This window comes from Streptomyces graminilatus (genome assembly GCF_001418565.1).
Taxonomy (GTDB): Bacteria; Actinomycetota; Actinomycetes; order Streptomycetales; family Streptomycetaceae; genus Streptomyces; species Streptomyces graminilatus.
Map to the genome: position 1 here is coordinate 1 of NZ_LIQQ01000436.1, position 12,013 is coordinate 12,013.

16 protein-coding genes and 2 pseudogenes are annotated in these 12,013 nt (G+C 69.6%); 9 read left to right on the forward strand and 9 right to left on the reverse strand.

Translation table 11 applies throughout. The features are described from left to right. A pseudogene (locus AOK08_RS47810) lies at nt 1-151 on the reverse strand (class I SAM-dependent methyltransferase); the annotation flags it as partial. Between the two features lie 2 nt (nt 152-153). Then, nucleotides 154-379: pseudogene (locus AOK08_RS47815) on the reverse strand (class I SAM-dependent methyltransferase); the annotation flags it as partial. Between the two features lie 146 nt (nt 380-525). Here AOK08_RS47815 and mshA point away from each other — a divergent pair. Continuing rightward, on the forward strand, nt 526-1,830 hold the full coding sequence (mshA, locus tag AOK08_RS31640) for a D-inositol-3-phosphate glycosyltransferase (RefSeq protein WP_055532471.1): 1,305 nt from the start codon (nt 526-528) through the stop codon (nt 1,828-1,830). Beyond that, a complete protein-coding gene (locus AOK08_RS31645) occupies nt 1,823-2,314 on the forward strand; it encodes a type III secretion system chaperone family protein (RefSeq protein ID WP_055532473.1) in 492 nt (163 codons plus the stop codon). Before mshA ends, AOK08_RS31645 begins: the two co-directional genes overlap by 8 nt. A 3-nt stretch (nt 2,315-2,317) precedes the next feature. Here AOK08_RS31645 and AOK08_RS31650 read toward each other — a convergent pair whose 3' ends face one another. Then, the gene (locus AOK08_RS31650) at nt 2,318-3,121 is read right to left on the reverse strand and encodes a helix-turn-helix transcriptional regulator (protein WP_055532481.1); all 804 of its coding nucleotides are present in this window, start codon (nt 3,119-3,121) and stop codon (nt 2,318-2,320) included. Nucleotides 3,122-3,170: 49 nt separating this feature from the next. On the opposite strand from AOK08_RS31650, the gene AOK08_RS31655 reads away from it, so the two are divergent. Beyond that, on the forward strand, nt 3,171-3,614 hold the full coding sequence (locus tag AOK08_RS31655; RefSeq protein WP_055532483.1) for a DUF2000 domain-containing protein: 444 nt from the start codon (nt 3,171-3,173) through the stop codon (nt 3,612-3,614). A 519-nt stretch (nt 3,615-4,133) separates the two neighbouring features. Here the strand turns inward: AOK08_RS31655 and AOK08_RS31660 are convergent. Together AOK08_RS31660 and AOK08_RS31665 are read right to left on the reverse strand one after the other, a co-directional pair. Continuing rightward, nucleotides 4,134-4,331 (reverse strand): hypothetical protein, encoded by a 198-nt coding sequence (locus AOK08_RS31660; protein WP_055532485.1) that lies wholly within the window; start codon nt 4,329-4,331, stop codon nt 4,134-4,136. Next, a complete protein-coding gene (locus tag AOK08_RS31665; protein ID WP_157876874.1) occupies nt 4,328-4,774 on the reverse strand; it encodes a hypothetical protein in 447 nt (148 codons plus the stop codon). Before AOK08_RS31665 ends, AOK08_RS31660 begins: the two co-directional genes overlap by 4 nt. Nucleotides 4,775-4,915: 141 nt before the next feature. Between AOK08_RS31665 and AOK08_RS31670 the strand changes: the two genes are divergently transcribed. After that, on the forward strand, nt 4,916-5,161 hold the full coding sequence (locus AOK08_RS31670) for a winged helix-turn-helix domain-containing protein (protein WP_055532489.1): 246 nt from the start codon (nt 4,916-4,918) through the stop codon (nt 5,159-5,161). Here the strand turns inward: AOK08_RS31670 and AOK08_RS31675 are convergent. Next, the gene (locus tag AOK08_RS31675) at nt 5,158-5,745 is read right to left on the reverse strand and encodes a class IV adenylate cyclase (RefSeq protein ID WP_055532513.1); all 588 of its coding nucleotides are present in this window, start codon (nt 5,743-5,745) and stop codon (nt 5,158-5,160) included. The genes AOK08_RS31670 and AOK08_RS31675 overlap by 4 nt on opposite strands. A 173-nt stretch (nt 5,746-5,918) precedes the next feature. On the opposite strand from AOK08_RS31675, the gene AOK08_RS31680 reads away from it, so the two are divergent. The 4 genes from AOK08_RS31680 (at nt 5,919) to AOK08_RS31695 (ending at nt 8,457) form a co-directional block, all read left to right on the forward strand. Continuing rightward, entirely contained in the window at nt 5,919-6,659 is a 741-nt protein-coding gene (locus tag AOK08_RS31680; RefSeq protein WP_055532491.1) for a DUF6879 family protein, read from the forward strand. Further along, nucleotides 6,656-7,504 (forward strand): helix-turn-helix domain-containing protein, encoded by an 849-nt coding sequence (locus AOK08_RS31685; RefSeq protein WP_055532493.1) that lies wholly within the window; start codon nt 6,656-6,658, stop codon nt 7,502-7,504. The genes AOK08_RS31680 and AOK08_RS31685 overlap by 4 nt, the downstream gene beginning before the upstream one ends. A gap of 87 nt (nt 7,505-7,591) precedes the next feature. Beyond that, the gene (locus tag AOK08_RS31690) at nt 7,592-8,053 is read left to right on the forward strand and encodes a hypothetical protein (protein ID WP_055532495.1); all 462 of its coding nucleotides are present in this window, start codon (nt 7,592-7,594) and stop codon (nt 8,051-8,053) included. Continuing rightward, nucleotides 8,050-8,457 carry a hypothetical protein gene (locus AOK08_RS31695; RefSeq protein ID WP_055532497.1) on the forward strand — a complete coding sequence of 136 codons (408 nt, stop codon included), beginning with the start codon at nt 8,050-8,052 and terminating at the stop codon, nt 8,455-8,457. The genes AOK08_RS31690 and AOK08_RS31695 overlap by 4 nt, the downstream gene beginning before the upstream one ends. Nucleotides 8,458-8,525: 68 nt before the next feature. Here AOK08_RS31695 and AOK08_RS31700 read toward each other — a convergent pair whose 3' ends face one another. Continuing rightward, nucleotides 8,526-8,903 carry a hypothetical protein gene (locus AOK08_RS31700; RefSeq protein WP_055532505.1) on the reverse strand — a complete coding sequence of 126 codons (378 nt, stop codon included), beginning with the start codon at nt 8,901-8,903 and terminating at the stop codon, nt 8,526-8,528. An 81-nt stretch (nt 8,904-8,984) separates the two neighbouring features. Then, nucleotides 8,985-10,301: an MDR family MFS transporter gene (locus tag AOK08_RS31705; protein ID WP_055532507.1), complete on the reverse strand. Its 1,317-nt coding sequence runs from the start codon at nt 10,299-10,301 to the stop codon at nt 8,985-8,987. 172 nt (nt 10,302-10,473) lie between these two features. Here AOK08_RS31705 and AOK08_RS31710 point away from each other — a divergent pair, with 172 nt between their 5' ends. Continuing rightward, nucleotides 10,474-11,235: a phosphoglyceromutase gene (locus AOK08_RS31710; protein WP_055532509.1), complete on the forward strand. Its 762-nt coding sequence runs from the start codon at nt 10,474-10,476 to the stop codon at nt 11,233-11,235. A gap of 392 nt (nt 11,236-11,627) precedes the next feature. On the opposite strand, the gene AOK08_RS46710 is transcribed toward AOK08_RS31710, so the two are convergent. Further along, nucleotides 11,628-11,963: a hypothetical protein gene (locus AOK08_RS46710; RefSeq protein WP_055532511.1), complete on the reverse strand. Its 336-nt coding sequence runs from the start codon at nt 11,961-11,963 to the stop codon at nt 11,628-11,630. Between the last annotated feature and the right edge of the window lie 50 nt (nt 11,964-12,013).

Below are 12,013 nucleotides of genomic sequence, written 5' to 3' on the forward strand. Positions count from 1 at the left end.
GGCCCCCGACGCCGCCCCCGAGGCCGCCCGTTCCATCCCCCGCCGCCGGTGCGAGCCGCGCGCACAGCCGCGCCCAGACCTCGGCGACCTCGGCCTCCTCGTACTGCCGCAGCACGTTCGCCGCGCGGATGAGCACCGGCCGCTCCGGCACNNCCACGCGCGCGCGTGGCGCCACGGTACGCAGCCGCCCGAGCAGTTCGACGGCCGTCCAGGGCGCGGCGCCGTACCCGAGGTCGACCGCGACCGGGGAGGGCGCGCGGCGCAGGGCGGACCCGTGCGTGGCCGCGATCCAGCGGTCCATACGGCGCAGCCGGTTGGGGTTGGTCGTCCCGCGGGTCACCGTCCCGACGGGTCGGGTCGTCGATGCGCGGGGAGTCATGGCTACGAGGGTAAGGGGCGGCGCCGTATCGAACGGTTGAGCGGTAAAGGTAATGATTGGGCAAAGAGGAAATGGGTCGCGCCCTCCCGGCGTTGACCCTTCGGAGCTGTGGGAACCGACCGGGGGCACAGAAGGAGGAACACCACGTGAGCCAGTACATCGGCCTGCTGGGCCGCCGCCGCAGGCCCCGCCGGGTGGCCATGCTCTCCGTGCACACCTCCCCGCTCCATCAGCCCGGCACGGGTGACGCCGGCGGTATGAACGTCTACATCGTCGAGCTCGCGCAGCGCCTCGCCGCGATCAACATCGAGGTCGAGATCTTCACCCGCTCGACCACGGCGGCCCTCCCTCCCGCGGTCGAACTGGCGCCGGGTGTCCTCGTGCGCCACATAGACGCGGGCCCCTACGAAGGCCTCCCCAAGGAGGACCTGCCGGCCCAGTTGTGCGCCTTCACGCACGGCGTCATGCAGGCGTGGGCAGGCCACCGCCCCGGCCACTACGACCTCGTGCACTCGCACTACTGGCTCTCCGGCCACGTCGGCTGGCTCGCCGCCCAGCGCTGGGGCACGCCCCTGGTGCACGCCATGCACACCATGGCCAAGGTCAAGAACGCCGCCCTGGCCGACGGCGACAACCCCGAGCCCGTCGCCCGCGTGATCGGCGAGATGCAGATCGTGGCCGCCGCCGACCGCCTCATCGCCAACACCGCCGAAGAGGCCGACGAGCTCGTACGGCACTACGACGCCGACCCCGGCCGGGTCGCCGTGGTCCACCCGGGCGTCAACCTCGACCGCTTCTCCCCGGCCGACGGCCGCGCCGCCGCCCGCGCCCGCCTCGGCCTCCCGCAGGACGCCCTGATCCCCCTCTTCGCGGGCCGCATACAGCCCCTGAAGGCCCCCGACGTGCTGCTCCGCGCGGTCGCCGTCCTCCTGGACGAGCGCCCCGAGCTGCGCGCCAACATCGTCGTCCCGATAGTCGGCGGCCCCAGCGGCAGCGGCCTGGCCAAGCCGGAGGGCCTGCAGAAACTCGCCGCCCGCCTGGGCATCGCGGACGTCGTACGCTTCCACCCGCCGGTCGGCCAGGAGCAGTTGGCGGACTGGTTCCGGGCGGCCTCCGTCCTTGTCATGCCCTCCTACAGCGAATCGTTCGGCCTGGTGGCGATCGAGGCGCAGGCGGCGGGTACGCCGGTCCTGGCGGCGGCGGTCGGCGGCCTCCCGGTGGCGGTCGACGACGGACGTACGGGATTCCTGGTCCAGGGCCACGATCCGGCCGCCTACGCGCGCGTGCTGCGCGATTTCGCCGACAACGAGAACCTGACCGCACGCATGGGCGAGTCGGCGGCCAGGCACGCGCGGCGCTTCGGCTGGGACGCCTCGGCCGCCGCCACCGGGGACGTCTACACGGCCGCGATGCAGGCCCACAGGCGTCGCGTACGCTCCCTGCATGGCTGATGCGGCGTCGATCATCGAACAGGTCCTCACCGAGGCGGACCTGGACTGGGAGAGCCCGAAACCCGGCAACTACGTCGTAAAACTCCCGGGCACACGCAAGCTCTCGACGACGGTCTCGCTCCTGGTGGGCAAACACTCCCTCTCCCTGAACGCGTTCGTGATCCGCCACCCGGACGAGAACGAGCCGGGCGTCCACCGCTGGCTCCTGGAACGCAACCTCAAGCTGTACGGAGTGAGTTACGCGGTCGACAGCCTGGGTGACGTCTACGTCACCTCCAAGCTGCCCCTGTCCGCGATCACCCCGGACGAGATCGACCGCCTCCTCGGCTCGGTCCTGGAAGCGGCCGACGGCGCCTTCAACACCCTTCTGGAGCTGGGCTTCGCGTCGGCGATCCGCAAGGAGTACGCCTGGCGGGTGTCCCGCGGCGAATCAACCCGCAACCTGGACGCGTTCGCACACCTGACCAAGCGCCCTACGGATTGAACCTCATCCTCGGCCGAGCCGATAGCGCCCGGGCGGCACGCCCACCAACTTCCGGAAGTGCCGCGTGAGATGAGCCTGGTCGTAGAACCCGGCGGCGACGGCGACCTCCCCTGGAGCCTGCCCGTCGAGAAGCAACCGCCGGGCGCGCTCGACGCGCCGAGCCGTCAGATACCGGTGCGGCGGCATCCCGAAGGCCGCGCTGAACGCCCGTACGAGATGCGCGGGATGGGCGTGCACGAGCCGCGCGGCCTCGTCGAGCGTGATCCCGTCGACGAGCCGCTCGTCGAGAAGCTCGCGCAACTGCCGGGCGAGCGGCGGATCGACACGCGCGGGAAGGCGTACGTCCGTCATCCGCACCCGTAGCCGCGTACGCAGCCGCTCCGTGACGAGCGCCAGCCGGCTCGCCGCCTCGAACTCCTCCCCGGCCCGCCCGAGCGCGCCGTGCAACTGCCCCACGCGCAGCCGCAGCAGAGGATCGCGCAGATCGGGCCGGTCGACGGCGGCCCCGATCAACTCGTCGCCGAGATGGGTGGAGTCGAGATAGAGCACCCGCTTGCGGAACCCGCCCGGAGTCGCGGGCGACCCGTTGTGCGGCACGTGCGGCGGCAACAGGGTCACGGTGTCGTGCGGTGTGCCCCGCTCATGCCGGCCGAGGTCGTACCGTACGGCGCCGTCGTCGACGATGAGCAGCGTCCAGGTGTCGTGTACGTGCATGGGGTACGCGTGCTCGGTGAAGTGGGCGTGGAACACCTCGACGATGCCCGCCACGGCCGGGCGCCAGGCGGAGACTTCCTGCCGGGTGACCATGCAAGGAACGTACAAGACGGGGTCGTACGACGCCCGCCAGTCTCGAAGCATGAGCACTGAAAGCCCCGTGGGCAACCCCCCGATCCGTTTCGACACGAAGATCGCCGTCCTGCTGCGCGAGGACCTGGAGCCCTGGCAGCGCCTCAACGTGACGGCGTTCCTGGTCAGCGGCCTGGGCACGACGGTCCCCGAGGTGATCGGCGCCCCCTACGAGGACGGAGACGGAGTGTCCTACCTCCCGATGTTCCGCCAGCCGGTCCTGGTCTTCGAGGCCACGAAGGAGACACTGACCACCGCCCACGCGCGCGTGCTGTCCCGCTCCCTCCCGCGCGCGGTGTTCACCGACGACCTCTTCACCACCGGCAACGACCACGACAACCGGGCGGCGGTACGGGCGGTGGGGACGGGAGAGCTGGATCTGGTGGGGCTCGCGGTGTACGGGCCGAAGAACGCGGTGGACAAGGTGATCAAGGGGGCGCGGATGCATCCGTGAGGTGCGCGCTGACTCGGGTCACGTCTCACCGCCGCGGAACTCCGGCGGAGATCGGTGACCTCCTGGAGCGCCGCGGCAACCGGCCGAGTCGTTCGACTCGGCCGGTTCCGAAGGGGAGTTCACATGCGGGCCGCCTCTGCCGGGACCGGCGTCAGACGGTGGCAGGAGCACGTGCACACCAGGTATCGCACTCCGGGAACCCCGCTGTCGCGAGGCTCTGAGTCCCGACAACGGGGATGCTGGCCGAGAGTGCACCGGGGGGACCGGTACGGGGCTTCCGGCGTCCACATCGGCTCGGGGGAGTGGGTCACTTGTCAGTCCCCCCGCCGGTGTTGGTGACGCGGCAGAGCGGGGGCACGTCCCATGTGCGGCCCCAGGGGTCGCGGTGGTCCCCGTCATGCCCGTGAGGGAGGACGCACGCGCCCAACTCGCTGACGATAATGGCGTGTTGGAGAAGGGAGGCGCGGGCTGTCCCGCACCGCCCCGTGTTCGTCGTCGGAGGTGTCGGACGCGTGGTCATCACGCCCCCTCGGCGTAGGCGTGGCGGTAGGCCGCCCACAGGTCCCGCCCGCCGGCGCAGCAGTCCTGCGCGGTCCGGACCCCCTTGCACTCGGCGCACTTGCGCGTGTGCTCGAACCACAGGCGGTACGCGCGCAGCATGGGCAGTTCGGCCCGCCGTACGGCTGTGCGGACTCCGGTGCCCCTCGCGCCGGTCATCGGACGCCAGCCCCGGCCGGGACGGCGTGGATGTCACGCCGGTCGAGGTCGAGCCGGAAGTGAGCCGCCAGCACGAGGACACGCCGTCGCTTCCACCGCAGGGCGCGTTCCCTGGTCGTCCAGTAGGGCCGTACACCGGCTGTACGGGGTGACTTGGCCGCCTCTGGGGCCCAGCACCCGGTGAGGGCGGGCAGGTACGGCCGCGACAGGCGGGACGCGGAGCCGTCCAGTGCGCCCTGGTCGGTGCTGTACGGCGACCTGCGCTGGGCCGGTACTCGTACTGCCGGGGGCGCGTGGTCCTTGGCGTTTGTGCTGGTGGAGGCGGTTCGAATCGCCATCGGCGTCTTCCGGCGGGTGCCGGTCGCGGGCAGCAGGCGGGCGAGTCCCCAGAGGAACAGGGTCACCAGAAGCCAGTGCAGCGCGGTCGCGCTACGCTCGGCCATGTTCATCAACTCCTATTAGTTGGTGGGCCACGCCCCCGGCCGTGACAGCGGCGCGGGGGTCTCCCTTTCACGAGCCAGGAGCTTACGCGCTTACGCGGTATCGCGGTAGCGGGTCAGCGCGATACCGCGCACGCTGGCCTTATGGCTGAGCTTGATCGTTCCCGGAATCTCTGGCCCCAGATTGCCGATGACCTGCGCCGTCGGCTGCGAGCCGGTGAGTGGGCATCCGGTGAGCGCTTCCCCGGCACGGTGGCGCTGGCCGCTGAGTACGGGGTGGCTCAGGCGACGACGCAGAAAGCCTTGGTGGCACTGCGTACGGAGGGGTGGCTGCGGCTGGAAGTGGGGCAGGGTTCCTTCGTCACGGACGGCGCCAAGGGGGAGGACTAGGCCCGCGCGTCGACATGATTCCTGTCGGTGTCGGCGTCGGTGTCGGCGAAGAGAAGAGTGGGTTCGGCCAGGATGTCGCGGCCGGCCTCGCTCTTGTAGATCTCGTCGACGCTGCCGAAGCGCGCGGTGCTGTAGTCGAGGCCGAGCAGGGCGGCAGCCTGACGGACCGACGCCTCGTCAGGGCCTTCGATCTCGACGAAAGTGGGCAGGTCCGGCCAGGTGTCGAAGTCGAAGGCGACCTCGCCCAGGTGCCATTCCTCGCGGTAGTTCTCCTGGTAGCGGACCTCGCGCAGCCCGAGGCCGCGCAGAATGCCGGCCATGGCGTGCGGGTCGCTGACCTCGGTCTCGATCTCGGTGGTGCCGTCGATGCGTGTGGCGTCGGTGACGTGCTTGAGGGTCAGCGTGGAGCGGGTGCCCTCGTTGCGCAGCCGGATCCACTGACCGGTGCCGAGGGCGTCGTTCTCGAAGATCTTCCGGGTGAGGCGGGTACGAGGGAAAGTCTGCGTGGCGCCCAGAGCGGCGAGTTTGGTCTGGAGCGCGTCGACGTCGATGTCGAGGAACTTGGCCTCGTACTCGTGCTTCATGGTCTCCATGTTCCTTCGGTTCGACAGCTGTTTTCGTCATGCGGCAGGGTCCGGCCCTTGATTGCGCGCAATCCGCCTGCGTCAGAGTCCCTGAGCAATCTCCCGCAATCCTGGGGTGGGTTGGAGCGATCCGCCACATGCTGGTCCTTCAACCAGCGCAGATGGAGGGCCAAATGGCGCTCAGATTCATCGGCAGCACCAGCGACGACGGCGACTGTCCCACCCTGTACGAGGTCGAGGGGACAGACGAGATCCTCGTACAGGGCGAGCGCGAGACAGATCCCGCGCACCTCGTGCAACTGCGGGACGTCAAGGAATCGGAGACGTTCGTCCGAGTCCCGCGCAGCCTGCTGACCCGCTTCGCCCCGAGAAGCGAGGCCCCTGAACTCCAGCCGTTCGCGTCAGTTGCTCACCTCTTCCGTGAGTTCAGGCACACCGCTTGGCGCCTGGAGACCCGGCGTGGCTATGCCACCGACCGCAATACCCCCAAGTGGGATCGATGGCAGGCGGGAGAGGACGTCTCCCGCGATCCGGACAACGCTTGGCGCGAGAACATCCGGGCGCAGACCGCGCAGGGCAAAAGGTTCGAACGCGTCCGTCTGGTCGACGAACCGCCCACCCAGGGGCAGCAGTTCCTGATGGCAGCGGCTCCCAGCGGTGTCGCCGCAGGCGAGGACATCCGCAACCTGAGCCGCGCCGAGGCCGAGCGTCTCCGGCTACCTGACAACGACTTCTGGCTGTTCGACTCCCAAGTCCTCGTCCGCTTCGCATTCGACGACGATGACACAACGCTCGGCGTGTACGTCACCGAAGACCCGGTCGAAGTCCTCGCCGCCTGCCAGGTCAGGGACGCGGCCTGGCATCACGCCGTACCTACTGCGGAGTTCGCCAGGCGGGTACGTTCCACCGTGTGAGCACAGACTTTCAGACCGCCAGAGAAGCCCTCGGTGCGCGGCTGCGCGAGCTGCGCACCGAGGCCGGTCTGGAAGGCAAGGATCTTGCCGCAAGGCTCGGCTGGCAGCCCTCGAAGATCTCACGGCTCCAGAACGGAAAGCAGACTCCGACCGCAGCCGAACTCACGGCTTGGGCACACGCCGTCGGCCAACCGGATGTCGACGTCGAACTGCAGGGACTGCGTGCCGGGCTGGAGATGAAGCAGCGCCATCGGTCCTGGCGGCGCCAGTTGGCCGGCGGCCACCGTGGCCGTCAGGAGATCGCAGTCCGGCAGATGGAGTCCACGGAGATGATCCGCGGGCTGGAGGTCTCCCGAGTCCCGGGGCTGTTCCAGACTCCGGAGTACGCGCGCGTCATCTTCGACGCCAACGCGGAGTTCCGCGGCATCCCTCCCACAACGGAGGCCGCGGTCGAGGCGCGGATGCGGCGGCAAGAAGCCTTGTACGACCCGGACAAGACGTTCCGGTTCCTGGTGTGCGAGGCCGCGCTATATCACCGCGCGTGCCCGGAAGACGTGATGGCCGAGCAACTCGACCGGCTGTACAACCTGGTGGGCCAGCGGCGTGTGGAGCTCGGGATTCTGCCCTTCGGCACTCAGCTGCGGCGTACGGCACCACACGCCTTCTGGATCTACGACCGGCGGTTGGTCATTGTCGAGACGATCAGCGAAGAACTCTGGCTCACTGGCCAGGAAGATCTTCAACTGTACGAGCGGGCATGGGATTGGCTCGCTGAATCCGCCGAATACGGAGCACTGGCTCGCCGCCTGATCGGCAGGGCAAGGGCTTCTCTGAACCTCGCGTAAGCAATCGACAGCAAGCAGCGGCCCCGTGGGCGCAATCGCGCGCAATCGGCGCGCAGGTACGCAATCGGTCCCCCTACCGTCCTGCCCATGGCCACACCGTCCGCCCGACGCATGTCCCAGGCAGGCCAGGACTGGCTCCTGACCTGCGCCAAGCACCCAGTCGACGTGCGACGCGCATGGGACGCCGAGGAACTCGCCGAGATCCCAACCGGCCCGCACTGGCGCATCGCCGAGGCACCGATCCCGGGCTCGCTCGAAGCCCTCGCGAGGATCGGCGGGGACCGGATCGGTCCCGTCCTCGCCGACATGCGCCGCGATGTCGCCTGGTGGCTTCTTCCGCCCGCTCTGACCGGCGAACTGGACGGCATACGTCCACTCACGGTCCGCCCCTCCGGCTGGGTCCTCAAGTGCCCGCCCGTCCTGCACTCGGTGAACCTCCGCTGGTGGCTGGAGCGACCGGACGGGTCCGGCCGCCTGAACGACCCCGTGCTGCTCGGCGCCGCGTTCAGCCCCGGTGGCGCTCGACTCCCCACGGAGGCATCCAGATGACGACACGCACGACAGCCGCCGAGGACGAGGGTGGGGACACCGAGGCCCCGCCGTTCGAGGAGCAACTGCTGAAGGCAGCCGTCACACGCCGCGAGCAGGCCGCCGTACGGGCCTTGGTGGACGAGGAACAGATCCTCGCCCGCCCCGCCTTCCGCAAGGCTCTCGCCTGGCACACCGACGACGGCATCGAGTTCTCCTGGCAGAACCTCGCCTGCTACCTCTACGGCCTCCAACTGGACGACGCCCAGCGCGGGTTCGTCGACCTCGTCCTGTCCATCGCCTCACCGCACCAGACGAACCTCACCCGCGTGCTGGACCTCGACGAGCGACGTCTCGCGATCGTCCTGCGCGCCATGATCCGCCTGTCGGGGGTCGACACCCTCGCCGTGGGCACACGCATCTAAGGCCAGGTTGTATTTGGCGTGATGCGTGACGGACTGGTCGGCCACCAGGGGCCCGGGAGGCCCGCACTTCAGTCCGGCAGGCAGGAGCGAAATCGGCGGAGCAGTTCAAGTGCGGCAGGGCTCTCCGCGTCGAAGGTCTGGCCTTGTTGTTCGTCAGGAAGGTCCGGCCCCCAGATACGGGCACCGTGACAGAGGAAGCAGAAGGCGATCTCGAAGAGCTGATCCGTGGAGTCGTACGCCCGGATTCCCCAGCCTGGGAGGAAGCAGCGGTGCAGCTCACTGCCTGGCAGGCCGGCGATCAGAGACAGGGCCTGCTGGGCTTGGTCGCCCTCCCAGATGGCGGCAGTGTCGCCCGCCAGATCCTCCGAACTGAGATGTCTGGCGGGATCGGTGATGCGGACGACCTCGATGAGCTCGGTCTTCCCATGGGCCAGCGGCAGCAGCATGGCTCCAGACTCTCCGATTGCGACTTCGCTGACCAGGGACGGCCAGGCAAGGCCGTGGAGCCTCATGTGGGGAGCCGGCGGTCAGACCGCCTGTTCTGCCACAGCCCCCGACGCCGAGGCATCCAGCGACGGGCGAGCCGCAAAGACGTCCTCGTCCTCCGCCGATGCATCCTCGGGAACCTCGGGAACCTGAGAAACCCCAGAAACCCTCCCCATCAGCACCCAATACCCCACCCCCGCCACAGTCCCGACCACCGCGCACAGCCCCCACAGCCACTCCGCGCCGAAGCGGTCGATGACGAAGCCGGACATCAGCGGGGCGATCAGCCCGGCCACCGCCCAGGACATCGTGTACATGCCCTGGTAGCGCCCGCGCCCGTGCAACGGGGAGAGCTGTACCACCAGCCCCGTCTGGGTGGGCGCGTTGACGATCTCGGCCAGGGTCCAGACGCAGACCGTGAGGACGAAGACGCCGACCGACCCGGCGAAAGCGGTGAGCCCGAAGCCGTATCCGGCCAGGAGGGACGAGGCGACGAGGAGCCGGCGGGCGTCTTGGTGCTCGATGAAACGGGTCACCGGGATCTGCAACGCGACGATCAGTACGCCGTTGACGGCGACGACCATCCCGTAGTCGGCCGGGGTGAACCCGGCCGCGCCCATCGCGATCGGCAGCCCGACCGAGCCCTGCTGGAAGACGAGCGCGACGAGGAAGGACAGCCCGACGACGCTCATGAAGCGCCCGTCGCGCAGTACGGTCCCGAGCCCGACGGAGGCCTCCGCCCGCGCTTCCTTGGTGGCCCGCGCCGGCCGTGACTCGGGCAGCTTGAGGAAGACGACGACCGCGCAGGCCAGCGTCATCCCGGCCTCCACCAGGAACCCGGCGACATAACTGACCTCGGCGATGAATCCGGCGCCGGCCGAGGAGACGGCGAACCCGAGGTTGATCGCCCAGTAGTTCAGGGAGAACGCGCGGACGCGGTCCTCGGGCCGCACGATGTCCGCCATCATCGCCTGCACGGCAGGCCGCGAGGCATTGCTCGCCATCCCGACGAGAAACGCGACGACCGCGATGGCCACCGGATGGTGCATGAAGCCGAGCAGCGCGACGGAGAGAGCGGTGGACGTCTGGGAGATGAGGAGCGTGGGGCGCCGCCCGAGCCGGTCGGTCATGACACCGCTGCTGATCGAGGACACGACCCCGCCGAGCCCGTGCAGCGAGACCACCAGACCGGCGTACGAGGCCGAGTAGCCGCGGCCCATGGTCAGGTAGATCGCCATGAACGTGGCGACGAACGCCCCGAGCCGGTTGACGAGGGTGCTGGTCCACAGCCACCAGAACTCACGGGGCAGCCCGGAGACGGACTCGCGGGCGGCGTGTTTCAGGGCGGCGAGTGGCACAGGGATCCCCCACGGACGTAAGCGGCTCGGACGGTGATGACACCTTACGAGCGGGTCTCGTGGGGCAGCCACTCAATTAACAGATCCCGTCAACCGTCGGGCGACTGTCCGGGAACTGTCCGGAAGCCGGGCAGGCGGGCAACCGATCAGGACGTTCTATTACGCTCGGGGCATGGCCGACGCACCGTACAAGCTGATCCTCCTCCGCCACGGCGAGAGCGAATGGAACGCGAAGAACCTGTTCACCGGCTGGGTGGACGTCAACCTCAACGAGAAGGGCGAGAAGGAGGCGGTCCGTGGCGGTGAGCTGCTCAAGGACGCCGGTCTGCTCCCCGACGTGGTCCACACCTCCCTCCAGAAGCGGGCGATCCGCACCGCCCAGCTCGCCCTGGAGTCCGCGGACCGCCACTGGATCCCCGTACACCGTTCGTGGCGCCTGAACGAGCGCCACTACGGCGCCCTCCAGGGCAAGGACAAGGCCCAGACGCTCGCCGAGTTCGGCGAGGAGCAGTTCATGCTCTGGCGCCGCTCCTACGACACCCCGCCCCCGCCCCTCGAGGACGGCACGGAGTTCTCCCAGTCCGACGACCCGCGCTACGCGGCGATCCCGCCGGAGCTGCGCCCCCGCACGGAGTGCCTGAAGGACGTCGTCGTCCGCATGCTCCCGTACTGGTACGACGGCATCGTCCCCGACCTCCTCGCGGGCCGTACGGTCCTGGTCGCGGCCCACGGCAACAGCCTCCGCGGCCTGGTCAAGCACCTGGACGGCATCTCCGACGAGGCGATCTCCGGCCTGAACATCCCGACGGGCATCCCCCTCGCCTACGAACTGGACGCCGACTTCAAGCCGTTGACCTCGGGCGGCACCTACCTCGACCCGGACGCGGCCGCGGCGGCGATCGAGGCGGTCAAGAACCAGGGCAAGAAGAAGTAGGAATGGCGATCATGCCCCTGAGCTGTGCATACGGCGCGGCTCAGGGGCGTTCTCGTGCCGTGGAACCTCCCTGCAACCTCAGCCCGTGGGATCTTGCGGGCCGGAGAACCTGCCCGAGAGCCTTCCTGGCCCGCTCCTGACTGCTCGGCATGAGGTGCGCGTACGCCTTCAGAGTCAGGCCAGGGCCGGAGTGCCCGACGTACTCGGCTTCCGCTCCTCGCAGCCTGCGGCTGTGGCTGCCGGCCGGGCGCGCCAAGCCAGTGCGGCGGCTGAGCGGAGTCCGTGCGCGGAACAGGGCCCTGCCCGGAGACTCTGGGCAGGGCCCTCGTGCTGACCCAGCGACGCGACGGCCGCCGTGGGCCGGGGTAACGGCCCTCTCGCGTGGCGGGGGGTCAGGGGGCGGCCGGTGCGGCCGGGATGACGGCCGGGGCGACGGCTGGCGCGGGCGAGGTGACGGCCGGGGCGGCCGGTGTGACGGCTGGCGCGGCGGGCTTGGTCAGCAGGGACTCCGCCGTGTCCTGGAGCGCGGCGACATTGCCGTTGGACAGGACGACGTTGGGGTTCAGGACGCGATCGAGCGGCACGTGCACGACCTCCGAGATGTCGGAGACGTTGAGGTTGTCGAGGAGTGAGAGCAGCGGATTGTCGGCGGCCTGGGCGGGCGCACCGCCGAGGAGCAGGACGGCGCCGGCGAGAGCGCCGACGAGCGAGGTTCGATTCAGCTTCATGCGCGGGGAACGCCCCGCCGGTCCCCCTGGTTACCGCCCCACCCCAACGG

What these genes read in the sequence shown, in the direction of transcription:
- AOK08_RS31645 (WP_055532473.1), top strand. Translation starts at nt 1,823, where the DNA reads ATGGCTGATGCGGCGTCGATCATCGAACAGGTCCTCACCGAGGCGGAC.
- AOK08_RS31650 (WP_055532481.1), bottom strand. Translation starts at nt 3,121, where the DNA reads ATGGTCACCCGGCAGGAAGTCTCCGCCTGGCGCCCGGCCGTGGCGGGC.
- AOK08_RS31655 (WP_055532483.1), top strand. Translation starts at nt 3,171, where the DNA reads ATGAGCACTGAAAGCCCCGTGGGCAACCCCCCGATCCGTTTCGACACG.
- AOK08_RS31660 (WP_055532485.1), bottom strand. Translation starts at nt 4,331, where the DNA reads ATGACCGGCGCGAGGGGCACCGGAGTCCGCACAGCCGTACGGCGGGCC.
- AOK08_RS31665 (WP_157876874.1), bottom strand. Translation starts at nt 4,774, where the DNA reads ATGGCCGAGCGTAGCGCGACCGCGCTGCACTGGCTTCTGGTGACCCTG.
- AOK08_RS31670 (WP_055532489.1), top strand. Translation starts at nt 4,916, where the DNA reads ATGGCTGAGCTTGATCGTTCCCGGAATCTCTGGCCCCAGATTGCCGAT.
- AOK08_RS31675 (WP_055532513.1), bottom strand. Translation starts at nt 5,745, where the DNA reads ATGAAGCACGAGTACGAGGCCAAGTTCCTCGACATCGACGTCGACGCG.
- AOK08_RS31680 (WP_055532491.1), top strand. Translation starts at nt 5,919, where the DNA reads ATGGCGCTCAGATTCATCGGCAGCACCAGCGACGACGGCGACTGTCCC.
- AOK08_RS31690 (WP_055532495.1), top strand. Translation starts at nt 7,592, where the DNA reads ATGGCCACACCGTCCGCCCGACGCATGTCCCAGGCAGGCCAGGACTGG.
- AOK08_RS31695 (WP_055532497.1), top strand. Translation starts at nt 8,050, where the DNA reads ATGACGACACGCACGACAGCCGCCGAGGACGAGGGTGGGGACACCGAG.
- AOK08_RS31700 (WP_055532505.1), bottom strand. Translation starts at nt 8,903, where the DNA reads ATGCTGCTGCCGCTGGCCCATGGGAAGACCGAGCTCATCGAGGTCGTC.
- AOK08_RS31710 (WP_055532509.1), top strand. Translation starts at nt 10,474, where the DNA reads ATGGCCGACGCACCGTACAAGCTGATCCTCCTCCGCCACGGCGAGAGC.
- AOK08_RS46710 (WP_055532511.1), bottom strand. Translation starts at nt 11,963, where the DNA reads ATGAAGCTGAATCGAACCTCGCTCGTCGGCGCTCTCGCCGGCGCCGTC.